Source organism: Brevundimonas sp. TWP2-3-4b2, assembly GCF_049897345.1.
Classification (GTDB): Bacteria; Pseudomonadota; Alphaproteobacteria; order Caulobacterales; family Caulobacteraceae; genus Brevundimonas.
In genome coordinates this window covers 647,081-670,523 of the sequence record NZ_JAFCWB010000001.1, presented here as the reverse complement: position 1 = coordinate 670,523, position 23,443 = coordinate 647,081, and the positions used below count along the sequence as shown (strand labels likewise).

At 67.8% G+C, this 23,443-nt stretch carries 26 protein-coding genes; 12 read left to right on the top strand and 14 right to left on the bottom strand.

Annotation, left to right across the window (positions count from 1 at the left end; genetic code table 11):
* Window positions 1–11 precede the first annotated feature (11 nt).
* The 3 genes from ACP7AS_RS03250 (at window position 12) to ACP7AS_RS03240 (ending at window position 2,045) form a co-directional block, all read left to right on the top strand.
* On the top strand, window positions 12–161 hold the full coding sequence (locus tag ACP7AS_RS03250) for a hypothetical protein (protein ID WP_426027403.1): 150 nt from the start codon (window positions 12–14) through the stop codon (window positions 159–161).
* 186 nt (window positions 162–347) lie between these two features.
* Window positions 348–980, top strand: a complete 633-nt coding sequence (locus ACP7AS_RS03245; protein ID WP_426027402.1) for a LolA family protein — start codon at window positions 348–350, stop codon at window positions 978–980.
* Between the two features lie 270 nt (window positions 981–1,250).
* Entirely contained in the window at window positions 1,251–2,045 is a 795-nt protein-coding gene (locus tag ACP7AS_RS03240; RefSeq protein ID WP_426027401.1) for an exodeoxyribonuclease III, read from the top strand.
* Window position 2,046: 1 nt separating this feature from the next.
* Here the strand turns inward: ACP7AS_RS03240 and ACP7AS_RS03235 are convergent, their stop codons facing one another.
* On the bottom strand, window positions 2,047–2,733 hold the full coding sequence (locus ACP7AS_RS03235; protein WP_426027400.1) for a response regulator transcription factor: 687 nt from the start codon (window positions 2,731–2,733) through the stop codon (window positions 2,047–2,049).
* Between the two features lie 62 nt (window positions 2,734–2,795).
* The gene (locus ACP7AS_RS03230; RefSeq protein WP_426027399.1) at window positions 2,796–3,512 is read right to left on the bottom strand and encodes a YggS family pyridoxal phosphate-dependent enzyme; all 717 of its coding nucleotides are present in this window, start codon (window positions 3,510–3,512) and stop codon (window positions 2,796–2,798) included.
* Here ACP7AS_RS03230 and ACP7AS_RS03225 point away from each other — a divergent pair.
* Window positions 3,511–4,152, top strand: coding sequence for a thiamine phosphate synthase (locus ACP7AS_RS03225; protein WP_426027398.1), 642 nt, complete (start codon window positions 3,511–3,513; stop codon window positions 4,150–4,152). The two genes, ACP7AS_RS03230 and ACP7AS_RS03225, sit on opposite strands and share 2 nt — an antisense overlap.
* A gap of 6 nt (window positions 4,153–4,158) precedes the next feature.
* Here the strand turns inward: ACP7AS_RS03225 and ACP7AS_RS03220 are convergent, their stop codons facing one another.
* Complete coding sequence (locus ACP7AS_RS03220; protein ID WP_426027397.1) at window positions 4,159–4,551, bottom strand: NtrZ family periplasmic regulatory protein; 393 nt, start codon at window positions 4,549–4,551, stop codon at window positions 4,159–4,161.
* Window positions 4,552–4,887: 336 nt separating this feature from the next.
* Here ACP7AS_RS03220 and ACP7AS_RS03215 point away from each other — a divergent pair, with 336 nt between their 5' ends.
* From ACP7AS_RS03215 to holA, 4 genes are all read left to right on the top strand, one after another.
* Window positions 4,888–5,355, top strand: coding sequence for a DUF3576 domain-containing protein (locus ACP7AS_RS03215; protein WP_426027506.1), 468 nt, complete (start codon window positions 4,888–4,890; stop codon window positions 5,353–5,355).
* Between the two features lie 62 nt (window positions 5,356–5,417).
* On the top strand, window positions 5,418–7,976 hold the full coding sequence (gene leuS, locus ACP7AS_RS03210) for a leucine--tRNA ligase (RefSeq protein ID WP_426027396.1): 2,559 nt from the start codon (window positions 5,418–5,420) through the stop codon (window positions 7,974–7,976).
* Entirely contained in the window at window positions 7,973–8,455 is a 483-nt protein-coding gene (lptE, locus tag ACP7AS_RS03205) for an LPS assembly lipoprotein LptE (protein WP_426027395.1), read from the top strand. The genes leuS and lptE overlap by 4 nt, the downstream gene beginning before the upstream one ends.
* A gap of 10 nt (window positions 8,456–8,465) precedes the next feature.
* Entirely contained in the window at window positions 8,466–9,518 is a 1,053-nt protein-coding gene (holA, locus tag ACP7AS_RS03200; protein ID WP_426027394.1) for a DNA polymerase III subunit delta, read from the top strand.
* A gap of 12 nt (window positions 9,519–9,530) precedes the next feature.
* On the opposite strand, the gene ACP7AS_RS03195 is transcribed toward holA, so the two are convergent.
* The 11 genes from ACP7AS_RS03195 to hemE form a co-directional block, all read right to left on the bottom strand.
* Window positions 9,531–9,716 carry a hypothetical protein gene (locus ACP7AS_RS03195; RefSeq protein WP_426027393.1) on the bottom strand — a complete coding sequence of 62 codons (186 nt, stop codon included), beginning with the start codon at window positions 9,714–9,716 and terminating at the stop codon, window positions 9,531–9,533.
* Window positions 9,717–9,741: 25 nt separating this feature from the next.
* Window positions 9,742–10,584 (bottom strand): ParB/RepB/Spo0J family partition protein, encoded by an 843-nt coding sequence (locus tag ACP7AS_RS03190; RefSeq protein ID WP_426027505.1) that lies wholly within the window; start codon window positions 10,582–10,584, stop codon window positions 9,742–9,744.
* A gap of 85 nt (window positions 10,585–10,669) precedes the next feature.
* On the bottom strand, window positions 10,670–11,482 hold the full coding sequence (locus ACP7AS_RS03185; RefSeq protein ID WP_426027392.1) for a ParA family protein: 813 nt from the start codon (window positions 11,480–11,482) through the stop codon (window positions 10,670–10,672).
* Window positions 11,466–12,038 (bottom strand): 16S rRNA (guanine(527)-N(7))-methyltransferase RsmG, encoded by a 573-nt coding sequence (rsmG, locus tag ACP7AS_RS03180; RefSeq protein ID WP_426027504.1) that lies wholly within the window; start codon window positions 12,036–12,038, stop codon window positions 11,466–11,468. Before rsmG ends, ACP7AS_RS03185 begins: the two co-directional genes overlap by 17 nt.
* Before the next feature lie 53 nt (window positions 12,039–12,091).
* Complete coding sequence (gene mnmG / locus ACP7AS_RS03175) at window positions 12,092–13,948, bottom strand: tRNA uridine-5-carboxymethylaminomethyl(34) synthesis enzyme MnmG (RefSeq protein WP_426027391.1); 1,857 nt, start codon at window positions 13,946–13,948, stop codon at window positions 12,092–12,094.
* A gap of 104 nt (window positions 13,949–14,052) precedes the next feature.
* Window positions 14,053–15,360: a tRNA uridine-5-carboxymethylaminomethyl(34) synthesis GTPase MnmE gene (mnmE, locus tag ACP7AS_RS03170; protein WP_426027390.1), complete on the bottom strand. Its 1,308-nt coding sequence runs from the start codon at window positions 15,358–15,360 to the stop codon at window positions 14,053–14,055.
* Window positions 15,361–15,504: 144 nt separating this feature from the next.
* Window positions 15,505–15,732: a DUF6489 family protein gene (locus ACP7AS_RS03165; protein WP_426027389.1), complete on the bottom strand. Its 228-nt coding sequence runs from the start codon at window positions 15,730–15,732 to the stop codon at window positions 15,505–15,507.
* Window positions 15,733–15,772: 40 nt separating this feature from the next.
* Window positions 15,773–17,188, bottom strand: coding sequence for a transcription termination factor Rho (gene rho / locus ACP7AS_RS03160; RefSeq protein WP_426027388.1), 1,416 nt, complete (start codon window positions 17,186–17,188; stop codon window positions 15,773–15,775).
* Window positions 17,189–17,442: 254 nt separating this feature from the next.
* Window positions 17,443–17,904 carry a CopD family protein gene (locus ACP7AS_RS03155; RefSeq protein WP_426027387.1) on the bottom strand — a complete coding sequence of 154 codons (462 nt, stop codon included), beginning with the start codon at window positions 17,902–17,904 and terminating at the stop codon, window positions 17,443–17,445.
* Window positions 17,904–18,965, bottom strand: a complete 1,062-nt coding sequence (hemH, locus tag ACP7AS_RS03150) for a ferrochelatase (protein ID WP_426027386.1) — start codon at window positions 18,963–18,965, stop codon at window positions 17,904–17,906. The genes ACP7AS_RS03155 and hemH overlap by 1 nt, the downstream gene beginning before the upstream one ends.
* Window positions 18,962–20,008: a uroporphyrinogen decarboxylase gene (gene hemE, locus ACP7AS_RS03145; protein WP_426027385.1), complete on the bottom strand. Its 1,047-nt coding sequence runs from the start codon at window positions 20,006–20,008 to the stop codon at window positions 18,962–18,964. Before hemE ends, hemH begins: the two co-directional genes overlap by 4 nt.
* 483 nt (window positions 20,009–20,491) lie before the next feature.
* On the opposite strand from hemE, the gene ACP7AS_RS03140 reads away from it, so the two are divergent.
* From ACP7AS_RS03140 to coaE, 4 genes are all read left to right on the top strand, one after another.
* Window positions 20,492–21,376, top strand: coding sequence for a pyruvate, water dikinase regulatory protein (locus ACP7AS_RS03140; RefSeq protein WP_426027384.1), 885 nt, complete (start codon window positions 20,492–20,494; stop codon window positions 21,374–21,376).
* A gap of 86 nt (window positions 21,377–21,462) precedes the next feature.
* On the top strand, window positions 21,463–22,008 hold the full coding sequence (locus ACP7AS_RS03135) for a Maf family protein (protein WP_426027503.1): 546 nt from the start codon (window positions 21,463–21,465) through the stop codon (window positions 22,006–22,008).
* A gap of 2 nt (window positions 22,009–22,010) precedes the next feature.
* Window positions 22,011–22,802 (top strand): shikimate dehydrogenase family protein, encoded by a 792-nt coding sequence (locus ACP7AS_RS03130; protein ID WP_426027502.1) that lies wholly within the window; start codon window positions 22,011–22,013, stop codon window positions 22,800–22,802.
* The gene (gene coaE / locus ACP7AS_RS03125) at window positions 22,799–23,440 is read left to right on the top strand and encodes a dephospho-CoA kinase (protein ID WP_426027383.1); all 642 of its coding nucleotides are present in this window, start codon (window positions 22,799–22,801) and stop codon (window positions 23,438–23,440) included. The genes ACP7AS_RS03130 and coaE overlap by 4 nt, the downstream gene beginning before the upstream one ends.
* Window positions 23,441–23,443: the final 3 nt, after the last annotated feature.

Genomic DNA, 23,443 nt, shown 5'->3' with positions numbered 1-23,443 from the left:
AGGCACGTCACATGACCAAACGAACACGCATCCTGTTCCTGATCCTCGGGATCGTCACCCTCGCCGCGGCGGTCTGGATCACGATAACCTTCGGACTCCGCGAGATCAGCTTTACCGACGACGCCGTCGATATCGAGGTGATCGCCCCTGCCGGCTCGTGATCGCCTGCAGGAATCGCCGGTCAAATATGGCTCCGGGGAACCCCGAAGCCTGAACAGGGCTTCATCGCAGCGCCCGAATATGGTCAGGCTGGGGTCATGCCCGCGCCTTTCGCAGTCCATACGACGGCATGATCAACAACCATCCAGATCCCGGATCGAGCCCGGGATGACGGAGGAGAAGACCCCATGACCGTCTCACGCCGCGCCTTCGCTTTCGGATCCGCCGCCCTCGCCGCCGTAGCGGCGATGCCCGCCGCCGCCCAGACCAGCCTCTCAGCCGACGACCGCGCCGTCCTGGCCCAGGCCCAGACCTATCTGCAGGGCCTGGCGTCGGCCCAGGGCAATTTCGTCGAGACCACGGGGGCACAGCGCCGCGAGGGCCGCTTCTGGATCCAGCGCCCCGGCAAGATGCGGTTCGAATACACAAACCCGGCCGGCCTGCTGGTCGTGTCGGACGGGAACAACGTCAAACGCTACGACCCGCGGCTCAATGTCTTCCGTCAGGTGCCACTGCGGCTGACGCCCCTGTCAGTCTTCCTGGCCCGCAACGTCCGCCTCGACCAGGGCGTGCAGATCACGCGCGTGACCCGGATGGATTCGGGCGCTTTCGCTATAACCGCCCGTGACGACCAGCGCCCGAACGAGGGATCGGTGATCCTGTCCTTCGCCGGCAACCCGGTTCGGCTGCACGAATGGACCATCACGGATGCGCAAGGCACCCGCACCCGGACCCAGCTGACTTCGCTCGCGCCCGCGCCGGGCCTGGCCGCCAGCCTGTTCCAGCTCAGCGACCCGACCCGCCGGCCGCGCCGCAACTGACTCCCGTCCCGGGCGAATTCGCATTTGACATTTTTTGCCGAGAGTGGCTCTTTAGCCACAGGTTGGCAGGTGTCGACCTGACCGCATGGATTTCATCCCCTTCCCGGCGGCGAGAGACAAACCTTCCAGCGCCCGGTCCCGCGACCGGGCGCTTTTTTGTCCGGCGACGATGTCGCCAGGAGCGCTACCGCTCGCCGCGCGGCGGCTCGCTGCTTGAGCGCGGTTGCGCCCTGTGGTGTGCGCGGCCCAACGGGCTGCTAGAGCCATTCCATGCTTCGTATCGCTACCTGGAATATCAACTCCGTTCGTCTGCGCATCGACCAGGTCGCGCGCTTCGTCGCCGAGAGCGGAACCGACCTCCTGTGCCTGCAGGAGATCAAATGCCTCGAGGACCAGTTTCCGCGTGCCGCCTTTGAAGCCATGGGCCTGCCCCACCTGAAGATCGGCGGGCAGAAGGGCTGGCACGGCGTCGCCATCGCCAGCCGCAAGCCGGTCACCGAAGCGCCGGTCCTCGACGTCTGCCGCGAGGGCCATGCCCGCTGCGTCGGGGTGATAGTCGACGGCGTCGAGGTGCAGAATTTCTACATCCCCGCGGGGGGCGACGTGCCAGACCGGGCGCTGAACCCGAAATTCGATCACAAGCTTGATTTTTACGAGAGGCTGACCGCCGAAATGGCCGGGCGCGACAAGCAGCGGCCGCTGGTCCTGGCGGGCGATTTCAACATCGCGCCGGGCGAGAATGACGTCTGGAACCACCGCTACATGTCGAAGATCGTCAGCCACACCCCGGTTGAGGTCGAGACCCTGCGCCGGCTGCAGGCCGCCGGCGGTTTCGCCGACGTGGTCCGCGACCAGATTCCCGAGCCTCAGAAACTGGCCAGCTGGTGGAGCTATCGCGCCGCCGACTTCCGCAAGTCCAACCGCGGCCTGCGCCTCGATCACCTGTGGACCTCACCCGGCCTGACCCCGGCGGTCACGCCCGGCAGCGCCCGCATCCACGATACGGTCCGCGAATGGACCCAGCCCAGCGACCACGCGCCGGTGACGATGGATCTGGACGTCTAGATCAAGGCTGCAGGCGGTAGCCGCCCGCGTCGGTCACCAGCAGCCGCGTCTGGCCGGGTTCGGGCTCGATCTTCTGGCGCAGGCGGTAGATATGGGTTTCCAGGGTGTGGGTGGTGACGCCGGCGTTGTAACCCCAGACCTCGGTCAGCAGCTCCTCGCGCGACACGGCCTTGGCCCCGGCGCGATAGAGGTATTTCAGAATGCTGGTTTCCTTCTCGGTCAGCCGCACCTTGCGACCCTTGTCGTCGATCAGAACCTTAGCGGCGGGCCGGAACTCATAGGGGCCGATGCGGAAGACGGCGTCCTCAGACTGTTCGTGACTGCGCAGATGGGCACGGATGCGGGCTAGCAGGACGGCGAAACGGAAGGGCTTGGTGACATAGTCATTGGCCCCCGACTCCAGCCCCAGAACGGTGTCGGAATCCGACGACTGGCCGGTCAGCATGATGATCGGGGTCGAGACGCCGTCCTTGCGCAACAACCGGCAGGCCTCGCGGCCGTCCATGTCGGGCAGGTCGACGTCCAGCAGGATCAGGTCGGCCCGGACCTCGCGGCCCATGCGCACGCCCTCGGTCGCGGTCGCGGCCTGCACCGGCCGGAAGGCCTCATGCAGCGCCAGCTGTTCGGCCAGCGCCTCGCGCAGGTCGTCGTCGTCGTCGATGATGAGGATCGTCTTGGGCGTAGGCATGAGTACCAGAATGGAGAGCGTTGCCCGTTCCGCCAAGGGTCGGAACCCAAGCGGAGCGGTTTTCAGTCCATAGAGGGGGTTTGGGGGGTGTTTCGTTCCCCGAACAGCGCCGATCCGACGCGAACATGGGTCGCGCCGAGGCGGATGGCGGTCTCGTAGTCGCCGCTCATCCCCATCGACAGCACCGCGAGTCCGTTGCGGCGCGCGATCTGGCGCAGCAGGTCGAAATGCGCCTTCGGGGCCTCGTCCGCCGGTGGAATACACATCAGACCCTCGACCGTCAGGCCCAGCGACCGGGCCTGGGCGATCAGGGCGTCGGCTTCGTCGGGCAGAACGCCGGCCTTCTGTGGTTCGGCTCCGGTGTTGACCTGGACCAGCACCCGCAGCGTCCGGCCGGCCTTGCCGGCAGCGGCCGCAAGCGCCTCGGCCAGCCGGGGCCGGTCCAGCGTCTCGATGACGTCAAACAGGGCGACGGCGTCTGCGGCCTTGTTGGTCTGCAGCGCCCCGATCAGGCGCAGTTCCAGATTCGCGAGCGCGACCCGGCGATCCGTCCAGCGCGTCTGCGCTTCCTGCACGCGGTTCTCGCCGAACACCCGCTGGCCGGCCGCGAGGATGGCGTCGATCGCTTCGGCTGGCTGGGTCTTGGTCACGGCGGTCAGAATGACGTCCCCGGGTTCGCGTCCGGCCGCCAGACAGGCCTGCGTCATTCGCCGCCGGATCGCCCCGAGGCGGCCGGCGACGCTGGACGCGTCGTCATGATCGGGGGATGAGGAGGCCATGAACCGCTCGGACGCCGAAATCCTGTGGGAAGTCGCCCGTGTCCTTGCACGCGACGCCGCCAAAGTCAGCCGGGCACAGGGGCACCGGGACCTTCCGCCGCTGTTGTTCTTCACCGATCCCGACCGGACCCCGCGCCCATGGGAGACGGCGGCGCGCCTGCCGGCGGGCGCGGCCGTGGTGTTCCGCCATTTCGGCAGGATCGGAGCCCACGACACGGCGCGGAGGCTGCGCGACGCGACCGGGGATCGGGGCGTGTTTCTGCTGATCGGCCTGGATGCGGACCTGGCCGAGGCCGTGGGTGCCGAGGGCGTCCACCTGCCCGAACGGGCGCTGGATCAGGCCTCGCAGTTGTCAGAGGCCCATCCCGACTGGCTGATCACCGGCGCGGCGCACGCCGGGTCGGCGTTGGAGATCGCCCACCTGAACGCCCGGGTGCTGTCGCCGGTATTTGCGGCGGGCGGGCGCTCGGCCGCGGCCACGCCACTGGGCATTCCAGGTTTCCACGCGGCGGCGGTGTCAGGATCCTGTCCCGCCTATGCGCTGGGCGGGATCGATGCCCGAAACGCACAGACCCTGATTGGCTCGGGCGCGTGCGGACTGGCGGGGGTCGCCTCGATACAGGCCGCTTTCGGCCCCTGACCCGCGTCAGAAGCGGAAGATCGATTCCAGCCGGAAGCGCGGAGCCGACCGGCGCTCGGTCTGCGGGCCGCGCGCGGGATCGGTGTCCGTTTCGGCCAGACCGGCGGCGGCCCCGACGCGAAGGCGCGGATTAATGCGGTAATAGGCCCCGGCCTCGACGTCGCCGACATTGCTGTCGCGGGTTTCAGGCTGGCTCATGTTCAGATCGAGACCCCAGCGGCCGCGCTCGGTGAAACGCAGTCGCGACGGCCCCGCGGCCGCACGGGCGGACTGGGCTTCGCTCAGGGACACAGCGGGTGCACGGGTGCGGGCAGCGGTCTGGGCCGACGCGACGTCGGCGACGGCCAGGAGCGTGAGCCCCGCGGCCAGTCCAGCGATGACGGCGCTGTTCTTGCGCATGTCCTGCCCTTTTCGTCGCCACGGGGATCCCGTGGTGATCACTCTGATGCCACTAGACACCGGTTGTCGGCGCGGTCAACGAAACGGTGCCGCTCGGGCGGGGTTCCCGTCGACTCCGGGGACTCCTGTGGCGCGAGCGTCACGGCCTCGCAGCTCGCGCGCCGCGCGAACGCCCGGTGCCGGACACGATCCTTGGGCGGCAGACGCGTCTTCGCCTTGTCATCGCCCCTTTTCGCCGTGTTATAGAGCCTCGCCGAGGCTGCGACCCATGTTCGGGCGAGCCGGCGCGTGGGTGGAACCGGTCCGCCTCACGTCTCGATCGAATGGAGTTTCTCGATGGTGCTGGTTCGCGGCGCGACGTTCGCCCTCATCGCCTCGGGCGTGCTGCTGGGCGCGTGCTCGGCCGAGCGCCCCTTCGGACCGACGGTGGGTGACGTCTTCGGCGGCGGTGGACCGACCCGGGAGTCCGCCAACCGGCCCGGCATCGGCGTCAATGCCTTCCTGTGGCGCGCAACACTGGACACCATGGGCTTCATGCCCCTGGCCAATGCCGATCCTTGGGGTGGCGTCGTCAACTACGACTGGTACAGCGATCCCGCGACGCCGAACGAGCGCTTCAAGGCCACCGTCTTCATCCTCGACACCCGTCTGCGCGCCGATGCGTTGAACGTGACGGTGACCAAGGAAGTCCGCGACGCATCCGGCCAATGGGTCGCGGCGCGGGTGGCCGCCCAGACCGAAACCGATCTGGAAAACGCCATCCTCACCAAGGCGCGGCAGCTCAACCTCCAGAACGCCGGCTAACCCACCCCGCCAACACCGCCTCCTTCTGGCCCCGCCTTCAGGAGCGACCCTGAAGGATTACCGTGGCCCGATACGAGCCCAAGACCGCCGAACCCCGCCAGCAAGCCCGCTGGGCGGCGGCTGGCGCCTTCCGCACCCCCACCGAGGGAACCGGCAAGCCGAAATACTATGTGCTGGAGATGTTTCCCTATCCGTCGGGAGCCATCCACATGGGCCACGCCCGCAACTACGTCATGGGTGACGTGGTGGCCCGCTCCAAGCGGGCCCAGGGGTTCGACGTCCTGCATCCGATGGGCTGGGACGCCTTCGGCCTGCCGGCCGAGAACGCCGCCATCGAGCGCGGCATCCATCCGGGGGACTGGACCTGGTCCAACATCGCCGCCATGCGCGACCAGCTGAAGCTGCTCGGACTGTCGCTGGACTGGAGCCGCGAGTTCGCCACCTGCGACCCGGCCTATTACGGCAAGCAGCAGGCCTGGTTCCTCGAGCTGTTCAAGCGGGGCCTGGTCTATCGCAAGGACTCGGTGGTCAACTGGGACCCGGTCGACAACACCGTCCTGGCCAATGAACAGGTCGTCGACGGGCGCGGCTGGCGCTCCGGCGCGGTGGTCGAGAAGCGCAAGCTGAACCAGTGGTTCCTGCGGATCACCGACTATGCCGACGACCTGATCGAGGGGCTGAAGGAACTGGAAGGCCGCTGGCCCGACAAGGTCCGCCTGATGCAGGAGAACTGGATCGGCCGGTCCAAGGGCCTGCAGATGACGTGGAAATGGGCCGGAGACGCACCCGCCGCCGCGCCGGACGGGCTGGAGATCTACACCACCCGCCCCGACACCCTGTTCGGGGCCAGCTTCATGGGCGTGGCCCCCGACCACCCCGTCGCCCGCGCCATCGCCGAAGCGAACCCGACCGCCGCCGCCTTCGTCGCCGAATGCCGCAAGGGCGGCTCGACCCAGGCCGAGATCGAACAGGCCGAGAAGATCGGCTTCGACACGGGCCTGACGGTCGTTCATCCGTTCGACGGCCGCGAGGTCCCGGTCTGGATCGCCAACTTCATCCTCTCGGAATACGGCACCGGTGCGATCTTCGGCTGCCCGGCCCATGACCAGCGCGATCTCGACTTCGCGCGCAAATACGGACTGCCGGTTATCCCGGTCGTGAGACCTGACGACGCCGACACAGATTTCTCTGTTGGAACAGAAGCTTATGTCGGTCCGGGTCAGCTGTTCCAGTCCGACTTCATGGACGGGATGGAGATCGAGCCGGCCAAGGCCGCCGCCATCGCCCGCATTGAAGCGGCCGGCCAGGGTCAGGGCGCGACCATCTATCGCCTGCGGGACTGGGGCGTCAGCCGGCAAAGGTATTGGGGATGTCCCATTCCCGTGATCCATTGCGCCACCTGCGGCCCCGTCGCTGTCCCCGCCGACCAGCTGCCCGTCGAACTGCCGAAGGGCGTGACCTTCGACACGCCCGGCAATCCGCTGGACCGTCACCCGACCTGGAAGCACGTCACCTGCCCGACCTGCGCCGGCGCGGCGGTGCGCGAGACCGACACACTGGATACCTTCGTCGATTCCAGCTGGTATTTCGCCCGCTTCACCGACCCGACGGCCGCCGAGCCGATCAACCGCGCCGCCGCCGACAAATGGCTGCCCGTCGACCAGTATATCGGCGGGGTCGAGCACGCCGTCCTGCACCTGCTCTACGCCCGCTTCATCTCGCGCGCCCTCAGCGACGCCGGACTGATGTCGGTCCGGGAACCGTTCGCCGGCCTGTTCACCCAGGGCATGGTGGTCCACGAAACCTACCGCCGCGCCGACGGCCTCTGGGTCGAGCCCACAGACGTCGAACTGACCAACGATGCCGGCAAACGCTCGGCCCTGCAGCGCTCGACCGGTGAGACCCTGATCATCGGCGACATCGAGAAGATGTCGAAGTCGAAAAAGAACGTCGTCGCCCCGCAGGAGATCGTCGAGGCTTTCGGCGTCGACGCAGGCCGGCTGTTCGTCCTGTCCGACAGCCCGCCCGAGCGGGATGTGCAATGGACCCCCGGCGGGGTCGAGGGGGCCGGCCGTTTCGTCCAGCGAGTCTGGGCCGAGGTCGACGGTTTTGACCCGAACGCGGTCGGCGACACCGACGCCGATGCAGCCCTGATCCGCGAGACCCACAAGGCCATCAAGGCGGTGTCGGAAGGTGTCGTCGCCTTCCGCTTCAACTCCGCCATCGCCAAGCTGTACGGCTTTATCGCCACGGTGCGGGACACGCCGAAGGCGGGCGGCGCGGCGCGGCGTGAGGCCCTGTCGGCCCTGACCCGGCTGATCGCGCCCTTCACCCCCCACCTCGCCGAGGAATGCTGGACGCGCCTCGGGGAACAGGGGATGGTACTGGACGCGCCCTGGCCGGAACATGATCCGGCCCTGGCGGCCGACGACGAGGTGGTCCTGCCGATCCAGGTCAACGGCAAGCGCCGGGGCGAGATTCGCGTCGCGCGGGGCCTGGAACCGGCCGAGGTCGAGGCCATCGTCATGGCCGACGCCGATGTGCAGGCGCGGCTGGAGGGGCAGACGGTGAGGAAGATCGTGGTGGTCAAGGATCGCATCGTCAATCTGGTGGTCGGATGAGGTACGCCCTCGCCCTGGCGTTTGTCTCGATCATGGGACTTTCCGCGTGCGGCTTTACGCCCCTGTACGGCGACGCCGGCGCAGGATCATCGCTCTCGCGCATCGCGGTGACGACCCAGGATGACCGGCTCGGCTATTGCGTCCGCGAGCAGCTGGAAGACGCCCTGGGCCGCGACGGCTCCCAGGCCCCGCTGTGGCGGCTGCAGACGGTGCTCGAGCAGTCACGCAAGCCGCTGGGCCGCCAGATCGACGACACCGCCACCCGTTATGAACTGACGGTTCGCGGAGCCTGGACGCTGACTCCCACGAGCGGCGGGGCCACCGTCGCCGGCGTCGAGACCGTGACCACCACCTATGCGGCCGCCGACCAGCCCTATGCCGCCATCGCCGCCCAGCAGGACGGCGAGGAACGCGCCGCCGCCGAACTGGCGCGCCTGATCCGCCTGGACATCCTGCGGGCGCTTTCGGCCCGGCCTTGAGGGTCGCGCGATGATCCTGGCCAAGCGACCCGAGGTGGACCGTTTCCTGTCGTCGCCTGACCGGGGCGTCCGGGCCGCCGTCATTCACGGCAAGGACCGCTCGGGCGTCGCCGAACGCGCCGCGATCCTGTGCAAGGCGATCACGCCCGACCTGAATGACCCGTTCAACGTCACCGTGCTGACCGACAGCGACATCGACGGCGACGACGCGCGGCTGGAAGAGGCGCTCACGGCCCTCAGCATGATCGGCGGCCGCCGGTTGGTGCGCATTCGGCTGGGATCCGAGAAGGCGTCGATCGACAAGATGCTGGCCGCCGCGGTCAAGGCCCATGCCGAAGGGCTGTACAACCCCGACGCCATGCTGGTGATCGAGGCGGGTGCCCTGGGTCGCGACTCCGCCCTGCGCAAGGCCGCCGAAGGGGCGAAGGAAGCCGTCGGCATCGCCTGCTATGAGGATGAGACCGGCGACATCGCCCGGATGACGCGCGAAGCCCTCGCGGCGGACAAGGTCGGTCTGACCGGCGACGCCCTTGACCGCTTCGTCAGCCGCCTGCCGCGCGAGCGCGGTCTGATGCGGCAGGAGATCGAGCGGCTGGCCCTCTACATCGGCCCCGGCTCGGGCAAGACCATCGGTGTCGCGGAACTGGAGCAACACCTGGGGGTCGAGGCCGACGCCTCGCTGCAGGACGCGGCCCTGCAGGCTTTCGGTGGCCGCCCTGCCCCGGCCCAGTCCGGCCTGCGCCGGGCCCTGGCCGAGGGAGAATCCCCTGTCATGGCGGTGAGACAGGCCTCCATCCATCTCGGCAAGCTGCGCCGTATCCATGTACTTCAGGCCAACGGCTCCGGGGCCAAGGAGGCGGCCAAGGCGGCGGGCGTTTTCTGGAAGCAGGAGGCGGAAATGCTGCGCCAGGCGCGCAGCTGGCGCCTCGAGGACCTCGACAGGGTGCTGGACAGCGTCAACACCGCCGACATCGCGACCAAGACCACGGGCTTGCCGGACCAGCTGATCGCCGAACGTCTGCTGCTGGAAATCGCGGCGCGGGCCCGACGGTTGGGGCTTTAGGCCCCGGCGGACCTAGCCCCGCTTCGACGCCTTGCGGAAGGCCGGCTTGGCCAGGGCGGCGCTGCGCGCCTGCTGGGCCTTTTCCTCGGCCCGGGCCGAGCCGTGGAGACCGCCGTGGGACGGCCCGCCCCCGGCCTTCTTGGCGGCGAGCGCCTTCTTCATGGCTTCGGCGGTCGGATTGCTGGGCTTTTCGGTCATGACAACAGCCTAGCACAGGTTGCGGTCAGCCCCGCATCAGCCGCCGGAACAGGTCATCCAGCTGTTCCAGAGAACCATAGGTCAGCACCAGCTCGCCCTTGCCGCCCTTGTCGGCCAGTTGCACCTTGAGGCCCAGCGCATCAGTCAGGTCCTGTTCAAGGGCAGCGATGTCGGCCGCGCCTTCACTGTCTCCGGACGGACGCTTCGCGGCGCGGGCCCTGGGCCCTTCGGCCGCACGGCGCGCCAGCGCCTCGGTCTGGCGCACACTGAGTCCGTCCATATAGGCCCGATCGGCCAGGTCGGCGGGATCCGGCGCGGTGATCAGGGCCCGGGCGTGGCCCGCGGACAGCTTGCCCTCGCGGACATAGAACAGCACCCGTTCCGGCAGCTGCAGCAGGCGCAGGGTGTTGGCCACATGGCTGCGGCTCTTGCCGACCACACCGGCCACCGCGTCCTGCGTCCGGCCGAACCGCTCCATCAGCACCCGGAAGGCCTCGGCCTCTTCCAGCGGATTGAGGTCGCTGCGCTGGACGTTCTCGATGATCGCCACCTCGAAAATGGCGACGTCGTCCATCTCCTTGATGATGATCGGGACCTCGGTCAGCCGCGCCGCCTGCGCCGCGCGCCAGCGGCGTTCGCCGGCGATGATCTGCCAGACGCCGTCCTCGCCGGGCTGGGTTCGCACCAGAATAGGCTGCAGCACCCCCTTGTCGCGGATCGAGGCCGCCAGTTCGTCGAGGTCGTCCTTGTTGAAGGTCTTGCGCGGCTGATCCGGATTGGGCTTCAGGCTCTCGATCGGGGCCATCGTCACGCCCGTGGGTGCGGCCGCGCCGTCGACCGGAGCGCTCTCGGCCACCTGTTCACCCAGCAGGGCGGAAAGACCCCGGCCCAAGCCCCGTTGGGGCCCGCGTTGACGTTCGCTCAAGACACTGATTCCGTTCTTCTGTTCATCGTCAGGCGGCCTGGAGGCGGCGTGATTTTTCGCGCGCCACGACCTCGCGGGCCAGGCGCAGATAGGCCTGGCTGCCCGCGCATTTCAGGTCATAGATCAAGGCCGGCTTGCCGAACGACGGGGCCTCGGCCACGCGCACATTGCGCGGAATGACGGCCTCATAGACCTTGTCGCCGAAATGGCTGCGGACGTCGGCGGCGACCTGACCCGACAGGGCGCTGCGCCGGTCGTACATGGTCAGGACCAGACCCTGGATCTCCAGCGTCGGATTCAGGCTCTGACGCACCATCTCGATGGTCTTCATCAGCTGGGTCAGGCCCTCCAGCGCGAAGAATTCGCACTGCAGCGGCACCAGAACCGCATCGGCCGCAGCCATGGCGTTCAGGGTCAGCAGGTTCAGCGACGGCGGGCAGTCGATCAGCACATAGTCATACCGGGTCTGGCCGTCCGCGCCCTGGCCGGCCAGCGCGTCGCGCAGGCGGAAGGAGCGGCGATCCGCCTGGCTCAGCTCGATCTCGACGCCCGACATGTCAGCGTCGGCGGGAATGATGTGCAGGCCGGGCACCGAGGTCGGCACGGCGGATTCGTCCACCGAGCGTCCGTCGACGATGACGTCGTAGATGGTCACCCGCCGTGTTTCACGTGGAACACCCAGACCCGTGGACGCATTGCCCTGTGGATCCATGTCGACGATCAGCACCTTTTCGCCGATCGCGGCCAGGGCGGTGCCGAGATTGATCGCCGTCGTGGTCTTGCCCACGCCGCCCTTCTGGTTCGAAACAGCGAGAACGCGAGTCTTACCGTTGAGGGACACGTCGCAGGCTCCGGACGGAAACGATACGGCCGCGCGGGTCACTGCGCGAGACGGAGAGGTCACTATCGAACTGCCAGACCTTTCGGGCTTCGATCAACTCAGCCTCGGCCTTTTCCCCCTTGAGAAACAGCCCCTGTGCGCCGCGCTGTAGATAAGGCTGTGCATAGGCCAGCAGCCGTTCCATCGGTGCGAGGGCACGGGCGGTCACGACATCGACCTTGATCCTCTGCTCCTCGGCCCGACCGTTGACGACCGTGGCCCGCAGCGACAGGGCGTCGACCACCTCCTGCAGGAAGCGACAGCGCTTGCCGAGACTGTCGATCAGCCAGACATGGCTGTCGGCGCGATCCTTCAGCAGGATCGCCAGGACCAGACCCGGAAATCCGGCCCCGGCACCGAGGTCGGCCCAGGTGTTCGCGTCCGGCTTCATCTCGATGAGCTGGGCGGAATCCCAAATGTGGCGGTTCCAGACATCCGGCAGGCTGTCGGGTCCAACCAGATTCATCACCGCATTCGTCTCGGTCAGGCGCCGGACGAAGGTCTCGAGGTCCGCCATCTGCGCCGGCGCGGCGTTGTAGCTGGCCTGAAAAGCGGCTGCGTCCACCAGACTCACGCCGCCACCTTCGCCCGCTTCACGTGCGACAGCAGTGCGGTCAAGGCACCGGGGGTCATGCCCTCGATACGTCCGGCCTGGCCCAGGGTGCGCGGCTGGACCAGGGTCAGCTTCTCGCGCGCCTCGTTCGAGAGACTGCCGATGGCGGCATAGTCGAGATCCACCGGCAGGGCCAGGGCCTCCTCGCGCCGCAGAGCCTCGGCGTCCGAGGCCTGACGGTCCAGATAGCCGGCATAGCCCGCGTCGATTTCGACCTGTTGACGCACCTGGGCTGGCCATCCGGCGATCTCCGGACGCAGGGCCTCGAACGACTTCAGGGTCACACCGGGGAAGGCCAGGAGATCCCGGATCGAGCGCCTCTGACCGTCGGCGTTGACGGTGATTCCGAGCGCCCCCGCCTCCTTGGGCGTGAACAGGGTTTCACGTGAAACAGCCGCAGCCTCGGCCAGCTGGGCCGACTTGGCCCGGAACGCCTCGGTCCGACGGGACGAGACGATTCCGGCCTCCATCGCCAGCGGCGTCAACCGTTGATCGGCATTGTCGGCCCGCAGCGTCAATCTGTACTCCGCCCGGCTGGTGAACATCCGGTAGGGCTCGGTCACACCGCGCGTGACCAGATCGTCAATCATGACGCCGATATAGGCCTGGTCGCGGCCGAGGATGACCGGGTCGGTTCCCGCGGCGGCGCGGGCGGCGTTCAGGCCGGCGATCAACCCTTGAGCCCCTGCCTCCTCATAGCCTGTGGTGCCGTTGATCTGGCCGGCCAGATACAGGCCGGGCCGTTTCTTGACCTCCAGCGCCGGGGTCAGCTCGCGCGGGTCGACATAGTCATACTCGATGGCATAGCCGAAGCGGAACACCTCGACCGTCTCCAGTCCCGGGATCGTCCGCAGGAAGGCCGCCTGGGTGGCGTCGGACACCGAGGTCGAGATCCCGTTGGGATAGACCGTCGGATCGTCCAGACCCTCGGGCTCGAGGAAGATCTGGTGCGAGGTCTTGTCGGCAAACCGCACGACCTTGTCCTCGATCGAGGGGCAGTAACGCGGGCCGCGGCCGGACAGGTGGCCGCCATAGACGGCGCTGTCACCGAGATTGTCGGCGATGATCCGGTGTGTGGCCTCGGTCGTATGGGTCACGCCGCAGGCGATCTGGGGGACATCGATCCGGTCGGTCAGGAAGCTGAACGGCACCGGCTCGGCATCGGCCGCCTGCATCTCCAGCTGATCCCAGGCGATGGTCCGGCCGTCGAGGCGCGCGGGCGTACCGGTCTTGAGCCGACCCATCTGCAGGTCCGCACCATAGAGGTCAGCCGCGAGACCGGTCGACGGGGCCTCGCCGTGGCGGCCGGCCGGAATGCGCTGGTCACCCTTGTGGATGACGCCGTTCAGGAAGGTGCCCGTGGTCAGGACCACGGCACCGGCGTGGACCTCGGTCCCCTCGCCCGTGACCACGCCGGCGACGCGGTTGCCGTCCAGCAGCAGGCTTTCAGCCGTGCCCGCCATCAGGGTCAGATTGGGGGTCGCCGCCAGTTCGGCCTGCATGGCCTCGCGATACAGACGGCGGTCGATCTGGCTGCGCGGGCCCTGAACCGCCGCGCCCTTGGAGCGGTTCAGCAGGCGGAACTGGATACCGGAGACGTCGCCCAGCCGACCCATGACGCCATCCATGGCGTCGATCTCGCGCACCAGATGGCCCTTGCCCAGACCGCCGATGGCCGGATTGCACGACATCTCTCCGATGGTTTCGAGCTTTTGCGTCAGCAGCACCGTCCGGGCACCGGCACGCGCCGAGGCCGCCGCGGCCTCGCAGCCGGCGTGTCCGCCGCCGATGACGATGACGTCGAAGGATTTCATGGCCGGGGACATAGGGGAAAAGGGACCCGAATGCCACCGGCGGCGGGTCGATGTTTCACGTGGAACAACCGCTCCGTCGCGTAGCGATGGGGAGGTGGCGGCTCCTACTTGCCGATGCAGAAGGTCGAGAAGACTTCGCCCAGAATATCCTCGACACCGATGGCCCCGGTCACGCGGGCGAGGGCCTCGGCCGCCCGACGCAGATCCTCCCCGGCCATCTCGGGCGCGATGTCCAGCGCCAGGCGACCGGCCTCGACGGCGATCAGGGCCTCGGTCAGGCGGCGGCGGTGCCGTTCGCGCGTCACGGCCGGAAAATCCGCACCGGACAGGTCGCGCGCCAGACGGGCGGCGATCCAGTCGTGCAGGGCGGCGAGCCCCTCCCCCGTGATGGTGCTGACGGTCAGGGTCTCACGGTCGAGGGGCGCGTCCACGACTCCGAGGTCGGCCTTGGTCAGGACCACCAGATCATCACGCCGGGCGAACGCCGCCGCCGCGCCCTCGGGATCACCCGGGGCCAGAACCCACAGCCGAAGATCGGCGTGTTCGGCGCGCACCCGCGCCCGACGCACGCCCTCGGCCTCGACCAGGTCCTCACTCTCCCGCAGTCCGGCGGTGTCCGACAGGGTGACCGCATAACCGCCGATGATCAGGTCGGCGTCGAGGACGTCGCGGGTGGTGCCGGCGATCGGGGTGACGATGGCGGCCTCTCGCGCAATCAGGGCGTTGAACAGCGAGGACTTGCCGGCGTTAGTCTCGCCGATCAGGACAATGCGATAGCCTTCACGAACCCGTTCTCCCCGGCGCGCGTCGGCCAGCGCGGCCCGCAGGTCGGTGATCAGGCTATCCAGTACGGGCCCGGCCGCGCGGGCCAGGTTGTCGGGGATCTCCTCATCCGGAAAATCGATCTCGGCCTCGACCAGGGCCATCGCCTTGAGCAGGTCGCGGCGGAAACCGGTGTAGGTCTGGCTCAGGGCCCCGTCCAGTTGACCGAGCGCTTGGGCGGCCTGGGCCGTGGTCTCGGCGTCAATCAGATCGGCGACAGCCTCGGCCTGGGCCAGATCCATCCGGCCGTTCTCGAACGCCCGGCGGGTGAATTCACCCGGATCGGCCGGGCGAAGACCAAGGGCGATCAGGGCCTGGCTCGCGGCCTCGACCACGGCGCGACCGCCGTGGAGGTGAAGTTCGGCGCAGTCCTCGCCAGTATAGCTGTTCGGGGCCGGAAAACTCAGAACCAGCGCCTGATCAATGGGCCGGCCAGCGTGGGCCAGGGTGCGCAGGGACGCGAGGCGTGGTTTCAGGCGGCTGGCACCGAGGGCCGTCAGGGCTGCGGGGGTGTCCGCGCCGGACAGGCGGAGGATGGCGATGGCCCCCCGGCCGGGCGGGGTGGCGAGGGCGAAGATGGTGTCGGTCATCTGTCTACTCCCCCTTTATGGGGAGGTGGCGCGCCGCGTCAGCGGCGTGACGGAGGGGGCTGAACGCATCCGCCGGTGACGGGGCCTGGCCCCCTCCACCGCTTCGCGGTCCCCCTCCCCCATAAAGGGGGAGGAGACGTCGGATCACGGCTTGACCGCCGCCTCCATCAACTTGCGGAACTGGTCCTGGGCCTGCATGCCGAAGCTGGTCCAGGATTTCATCAGCTCGTCGGGCTGCATGGCGCTGATGTTCTCGTCCATGCGGCGCTTCATCTCGGCGACCAGATGATCGTTCAGCGGCTCGACGTTGGGCAGGCCGAGGAAGGCGCGCGCCTCGGCCGGTTCACATTCGATCTCGATATTGACCTTCATGCCGCCGCTCCGTGTTTCACGTGAAACAGCCGAAGCCGCATCAGGTGTTCATCGACTGGAAGAAGTCCGCATTGTTCTTGGACTGACGCAGCTTGTCGATCAGGAATTCGATCGCGTCCTGCGGGCCCATCGGGTTCAGGATCCGGCGCAGGACATAGGTCTTGGCCAGTTGATCCTTGGGCGTGGTCAGCTCTTCCTTGCGCGTGCCGGACTTGAGCACGTCGATAGCCGGGAAGATGCGTTTGTCGGCGACCTTGCGGTCCAGCACGATTTCCGAGTTACCCGTGCCCTTGAACTCTTCGAAGATGACCTCGTCCATCCGGCTGCCGGTGTCGATCAGGGCGGTGGCGATGATGGTCAGCGAGCCACCCTGCTCCACGTTACGCGCCGCGCCGAAGAAGCGTTTCGGACGCTGCAGGGCGTTGGCATCGACGCCGCCGGTCAGGACCTTGCCCGACGACGGAACGGTGGCGTTGTAGGCGCGGCCCAGGCGGGTGATGGAGTCGAGCAGGATGACAACGTCCCGCTTGTGCTCGACCAGCCGCTTGGCCTTCTCGATCACCATTTCGGCGACGGCGACGTGGCGGGTGGCCGGTTCGTCGAAGGTCGAGGCGATGACCTCACCCTTCACCGTGCGCTGCATGTCGGTGACCTCTTCCGGCCGTTCGTCGATCAGCAGGACGATCAGATAGACTTCCGGGTGGTTCTTCTCGATCGACTTGGCGATGTTCTGCAGCATCACCGTCTTGCCAACCCGCGGCGGGGCGACGATCAGGCAGCGCTGGCCCTTGCCGAGCGGGGCGACGATGTCGATGACCCGGCCCGAACGATCTTTCAGCGTCGGGTCCTGGATTTCCATATGCAACCGCTCTTCCGGATAGAGCGGGGTCAGGTTGTCGAACAGGACCTTGGTCTTGACCGTTTCCGGGTCCTCGAAATTGATCGTATCGACCTTGAGCAGTGCGAAATATCGCTCGCCCTCACGCGGGCCACGCACGGCCCCGTGGATCGTGTCGCCCGAGCGCAGGCCGAAGCGGCGGATCTGCGACGGCGAGACGTAAACATCGTCCGGGCCCGGAAGATAATTGACGTCAGGACTGCGCAGGAAACCGAAACCGTCGGGCAGGATTTCCAGCGTCCCCGAGGCGATGATCTCGACCTCTTCGTCCGCCAGGGTCTTGAGGATGGCGAACAGCAGGTCCTGCTTGCGCATGTTGCCGGCGTTCTCGATCTCGAGACTCTCGGCAAAGGCGACCAGCTCCTCGGGCGTCTTGTCGTTGAGTTCCTGCAGGGTGATCCGTCCGTTGGGGACGATCGGTTCGCCGTCGTCCTCGTCGTCACCCGATTCCTGGTCGACCATGGGCAGGTCGGCGGCGGCGACATCCGTCGTCGGCTGCTCGCCTTCGACGGTTTCGGCTTCAGGGGCGGTGGGATCGGTGTCGCGGACGTCGGTCATGGATGTCTTCATCAAGCATGCGCGCCCGGGCGCTCGCGCAGGGCGAGGTCTGGACGGCTGGGAATGTCTGGCCTTGCGGCCGGATGGGAAGGCGACGGGTCGTCCCGGCCGGATCGGCGGGCGTCGCAGAGAGAGGGACCGCCCCAGACTCCGTGCAGGGCGGTTCGCAGCCAGCGAAACCACGCGACGCGGGTCAGGTCAAGCGGGACAGGGCGGTCTCTGCCCGGCTCCTGGAACGATCCTGGCGTGTCGGGCTAGCCGAAGGTCCACTCTGTCGTCACCGACAGGACCATGACGACGGCGATCACGAAGGGGATCTCATTGGTCATGCGCCAGAATTTCCCCGACCGGGTGGAGATCCCGGCCTGCACACGTTTGAGCTCGATCCCGAGATATTCGTGCCAGACCGTGAGGGCCGCCACGCCTGCCAGTTTGGCGATCATCCAGGGCTGGGCGAAAAAGGGCCAGCCCTGACCCTGGACATGCAGGACGATCATCCAGACGCCGAAAATCCAGGACAGGAGCATGGCAGGGCGCAGGATGATCTTCATCAGCCGGGTCTGCCACACCCGCAGAAGACCCCGCATCTCCGAGCGCAACGGCTCGGCCTTGTCGGTCTGTTCGGCGTCATAGGCATACAGACGCGGCAGGAACAGCAGGCCGGCCATCCAGGCGATGACGGCAAGAATATGCAGTCCCCGGACGATGTCGAACATCAGGCCGCCCTCTTGTCGCAGGTGCGCGGGCAGGCCTTCCAGTTCGCCTGGCAGCCCGGACCGAAGGGTGCGATGCCGCTGCGATCCAGCGCCTGGGCCGCGGCATCCGCGAGTGTGGTGATGAAGACAGGCGCAACACCGACCGCGGGCGCGCGCAACCAGGTCTCGATCCCCAGCCTGTGGGCCAGTTCAGCGTATTCGATGTCCAGTTCGACCAGGGTCTCGATATGTTCCGAAACGAAGGCGACGGGCGTCACGATCACACCAAGGCCGTCCTTGGCCGCCTTCTCGATGGCTTCCGGCGTCGACGGGCCCAGCCATTTCATCGGTCCGACCCGGCTCTGGTAACAGATCGCCCAGTCCGCATCGCGTTCGACCAGGCCGGCGGCGATGGCGATGGCGGTGCAGGTCGCCTCGATCTGCTCCTGATAGGGGTCGCCCTTTTTCGTGATCAGGCTTTCGGGGATACCGTGGGCCGAAAACAATACGCGGACAGGACGATCGCCGGCTTCGGCCCGCTTGGACCGGACTGAGTCCGCCTGGGCCGCGATCCAGCCCGACCCCTGCGGGTAGCAGCAGACGGTCCGGCTGGCCCCCGAACCTCTGTAGGTCTTGTGCCAGGCCTTCAACGAGGACTCGGTCGTGGTGGTCGAGAACTGGGGGTAGAGCGGCAACAGGACGATTTCATCGGGCGCAAAGGCGGCGACGTCCGCCGCCGTCTGTTCCGTCAGGGGCGACCAGTAGCGCATGGCGATGAAAGCCCGGACCTCGTCGCCCGGCAGCCGGGTCGCCAGCATCTGTTCCAGCGCCGTGGCCTGTTTGCGGGTTTCGGCCAGCAGAGGCGAACCGCCACCCATCAGGGCGTAGTTGGCCTGTGCGCTGGTCTCGCGTCGGCTGGAAATCAGACCCGCCAGCCAGGTCCGGAACGGATCGGGCAGGCCGATGATCGCCGGATCCCGAAACAGGTTGAACAGGAAGGGCCGCACCGTGGCCTGATCGTCGGGGCCACCGAGATTGAACAGGACGACCGCGATCCGGCGTCCGGCGGACGCTGTGGTCATTGGGCGCCGATCCGCTTCAGTACCTGTTCGACATGGGCGATCGGAACATCAGGCAGAATGCCGTGGCCGAGGTTGAAGATCCACGGCCCCTGCCCCCAGGCCTCGAGCAGCTGATCGACTCGACGGTCCAGCATGGGGCCGCCGGCGCGCAAAAGCAGGGGATCCAGCGCCCCCTGGATCGGCTTGATCGCTTGAACACGACGCCCGATTTCGAGCGTGCAGGCGGTGTCCAGGGCGACCGCCTGGACATCGACCTCGGCCGCATAGCGCTCGGCCAGGGCCGCAGACCCCCGCGGGAAGCCGATCAGGGGAACCGTGACGCCGAGCTCGCGGACGCGACCCACCAGTTTCTGATGTGGCCGCAGGACCAGGGTCTCGAACAAATCTTCCGGCAGGCCTTCAGCCCAGCTCTCGAAGATTTTGAGCACCTGGGCCCCGGCGTCAGCCTGCATCTTCAAATAATGCGCCGTGGCCTCGACCAGCACGTCCAGAACGGCCGCGACCTTTTCGGGCTCGGCATAAGCGTAGGTTCGGGCCTGGGCCCGCTCGCCCTTGCCGATGGTCCGGGCCTCGCCGTCCAGCATATAGGTGGCGACCGTCCACGGGGCCCCGGCGAAACCGATCAGGGCCCGATCAGGCTCCAGCTGCGACCGCACGATCGACAGGGTCTGGCCAACCTCTTTCAGCGCTTCGCCCGCCCCGGCGGTCAGGTCGCGCATGGCCTCCACCGACGGCAATGCGCCCAGCCTCGGCCCCTCGCCGGCCTCGAACCAGACGTGCTGGCCCAGAGCCCGGGGGATCAGCAGGATGTCGGCAAAGACAATGGCCGCGTCGAAGCCGAAGCGCCGCATCGGCTGCAGCGTCGCCTCGGCGGCCTTTTCGGGATCCAGACAAAACGAGATGAAGTCCGGCGTTGTCGCCCGTAAGGCCCGGTATTCCGGCAGGTAGCGCCCGGCCTGACGCATGAACCAGACGGGCGGACGCGACGGCGTCTCGCCAGCGAGAACCTTGAGAAGCAGGGGTGTGGGGTGCGAGACGGTCATATCACACCGGTCCTACCTGCGGCTCGTGTCGGGCTCAAGCCCGGCCCATGTCGCACCCTCCAATCCTTCTCAAGAAAAGATTTGAAGACTCGGAGGTAGAAGACAGGGCGGGGGATGGCGGGGATAAGCCGGGTGTATCGGGCGGGTGCGGACGGGTTTTCCGCAAACGGTCACAGTGAGTGCACAGCGCTCCACCCGGCTGGTGAAAACGGGGATAGTTCCTGTTGAGGCTCCACGGGCTGAGTTTCAGACGCGGAAGGCCCGATCCGGTCTGGGGGCCGTTAAGGTCTTGTTAAGACTCTCCACAGGCGAACCTGGGTCGGGTCCGATCTTTGGGATGAACCGGCCGCGAGGTGAGCACCCTGTCCACCCCTATCCCCGCTCGCCGCCCTCGTCCGGCCCGGCTATAGGAAAAAGCCGACAGCCGCAGACCAACGGCGCCCCGCCCGTCCACAGGAGACTGAAACATATGGACAGCCGCCGATGATGCCGGGTGCAACAGGCGGGGGCCGCGCGTCGGGACCATCGCGGCTGGCGACCTATTTCCACGTCCATCTGGTGTCGGATTCCACCGGCGAGACCCTGAATGCCATGGCCAAGGCCGTGGTGGCGCGCTTCGACGGCGTCATTCCGATCGAGCACATCTATGCCCTGGTGCGGAACGACAAGCAGATGGATCGGGTGCTGCAGGAGATCGCCGCCTCGCCCGGCGTGGTTTTGCACACCCTGGTCGACCGCGACCTGCGCGAACAGCTTGAGGTCGGTTGCCGGACCCTGGACATGCCCCAGATCGCAGCACTGGACCCCCTCGTCGGGGCGCTGTCGCGCTATCTGGGTGCCGCCCTGTCGACACGGGTGGGGGCCCAGCATGCGCTGGATAACGATTATTTCAACCGGATCGCGGCGCTGGACTTTGCCATGGCCCATGATGACGGCCAGGGTACATCAGCCCAGCTGGAGGGGGCCGACGTGGTCCTGTGCGGGGTCAGCCGCACGTCCAAGACCCCGACCTGCATCTATCTGGCCCATCGGGGTATCCGGGCTGCGAACGTGCCGCTGGTCCCGGGTCAGGAAGATGGAGAGCGACTGGTGGGGTTGAAGAACCCCCTGATCGTGGGCCTGACGGTCTCGCCGGACCGTCTGGTTCAGATCCGCAAGAACCGGCTGGACGGCCTGAACGCCACGCGGGCGTCATCCTATATCGACCATGACGCGGTGCGTGACGAGACGGTCAAGGCGCGGCGCGCCTTCGAACGACGGGGCTGGCCGGTGATCGATGTGACCCGACGTTCCGTGGAAGAAACGGCAGCGGGGATCCTCAACCTCCTGAATGAACGTCGGACCCGACGGCTGGGAGCCGCGTGGTGAGCCTGCCCGATATCCCATCGCCCCCCCGGGCCCATGACTCCGGCGAGCGGCTGATCCTGGCGTCGAAGAGCGCGGCCCGTCGCGCCATGCTGGAAGGGGCCGGCGTGCCGTTCGCGGTTCAGGTCGCGGACGTCGACGAGGCGGCCGTCAAGGCGACGCATGATCCGGCCGATGCTGCGGGACTGGCGGTCGAACTGGCACGGGTCAAGGCGCTGGCCGTGTCGCGGCATGACGCCGAGGCCTGGGTGCTGGGCGCGGACCAGACCCTGTCGTTCCAGGGCGGACTGGTCTCGAAAGCCGGCTCGCTGGACGAGGCGCGGGCGCGGCTGACGGCGATGCGCGGCACCGTCCACCAGCTGCATTCCGGGGCCGCCCTCGCGCGCAATGGCCAGGTGGTCTGGTCGGGCGTCGATACGGCGACCCTGCGCGTGCGGAATTTTTCCGATGCTTTCCTCGAGACCTATCTGAAGACCGAGGGCGAGGGGCTGCTGGCCTGTGTCGGATCGTACCGGTTGGAAGGGATGGGATCGCAGCTGTTTGAGGCGGTGGAGGGCGATTATTTCACCGTTCTGGGCCTGCCCCTGTGGCCGGTTCTGGCCGAGCTGCGGCGCGCCGGGGTACTGCGGTCGTGACCATGGTCGCGGGCGTTGCGGGCCAGCCGATCGCGCACTCGTTGAGTCCGGTCATCCATGCGGCATGGATCGCGGCGGCGGGTCTGGACGCGGTCTATCGCGCCTTCGGGCCCGCGGATCATGCGGCTTTCGCCGAACTGGTCAGCGAGGGGCGCCGGGGTGTGTTGCGCGGCCTGAATGTCACCGCCCCGTTCAAGGAACAGGCTCTGGCACTCGCCGACGAGGTCAGTCTTACGGCGCGAGCCTGCGGCTCGGCCAATCTGCTGGTGTTCGAGGCCGGCCGGGTTCGGGCCGACAGTACAGACGGCGCTGGGCTGATGGCCGCGCTGGCCGAACAGGCTCCAGCGCTGGACGTCACAGGCCAGGCGTTGGTCGTGCTGGGGGCCGGCGGGGCGGCCCGGGCGGCGGCGGCGGCGCTGAAGGCGGCGGGGGCGGAGGTCGGCATCCTGAACCGGACGGTCCAGCGGGCGCAGGCGCTGGCGGACGAGCTGGGCGTGGCCGTGATCGGTTCCGGGGCGTTGTGCGAGGCGGCGCTGGTGATCAATGCCCTCAGCGTGCCGCCCGAGATCGATCTCGAGGCGCTGCGGCCCGATGCGGTGCTGATGGACATGACCTACCGGCCGCTGCTCACGCGCTTTCTGGCGGATGGCCGGGCCCGGGGCCTGACCACGGTGGACGGCCTGGCCATGCTGATCGGTCAGGCGCGACCGTCGTTTCAGGCCCTGTTCGGTCTGGCACCGCCTGTGGTGGACGTCCGCACTGTGGCGCTGGCCGCTCTGGGAGCGGTGGCATGATCGTTCTCGGCCTGACGGGCTCGATCGGCATGGGCAAGTCGACGACTACGGAGATGTTCGCCGACGCCGGAGCCCTGATCTGGAACGCCGACGCGGCCGTGCACCGGCTCTATGACCGGGGGGGTGCGGCGGTAAGGCCGGTGGGCGATGCTTTCCCGGGCGTGGTGATCGACGGCGTCGTCGACCGGGCCCGGCTGGCCGAGGCGCTGGGTCGGGATGATCAGGCCTTTCGCCGGCTTGAGGAGATCGTCCATCCGCTGGTGCTGCGCGGCCGGATGGAGGATCTGGCGGCGGCGGAGGCGCGCGGCATCAAACTGGCGGTGCTGGACATTCCCTTGCTGTTCGAGACCGGCGGCGACGGGGCCGTCGATGCCGTGGTGGTGGTGACGGCACCGGCCGAGGTCCAGGCGGCCCGGGTGCTGGCCAGGCCCGGCATGACCCGCGAGCGGTTCGAGGCGATCCTGGCGCGCCAGATGCCCGATGCCGAAAAGCGCCGTCGGGCGGACTTTGTGATCGACACCGGCGACGGGCCGGAGGCGGCGCGGGCCCGGGTCAAGGAAATCGTGGGGATGGTTCTGGCTGAGGGATGGTCTCGACCCCGGCCTGGTCTTTCGGAAGTGACCGAACCCCTCCATTAAGGG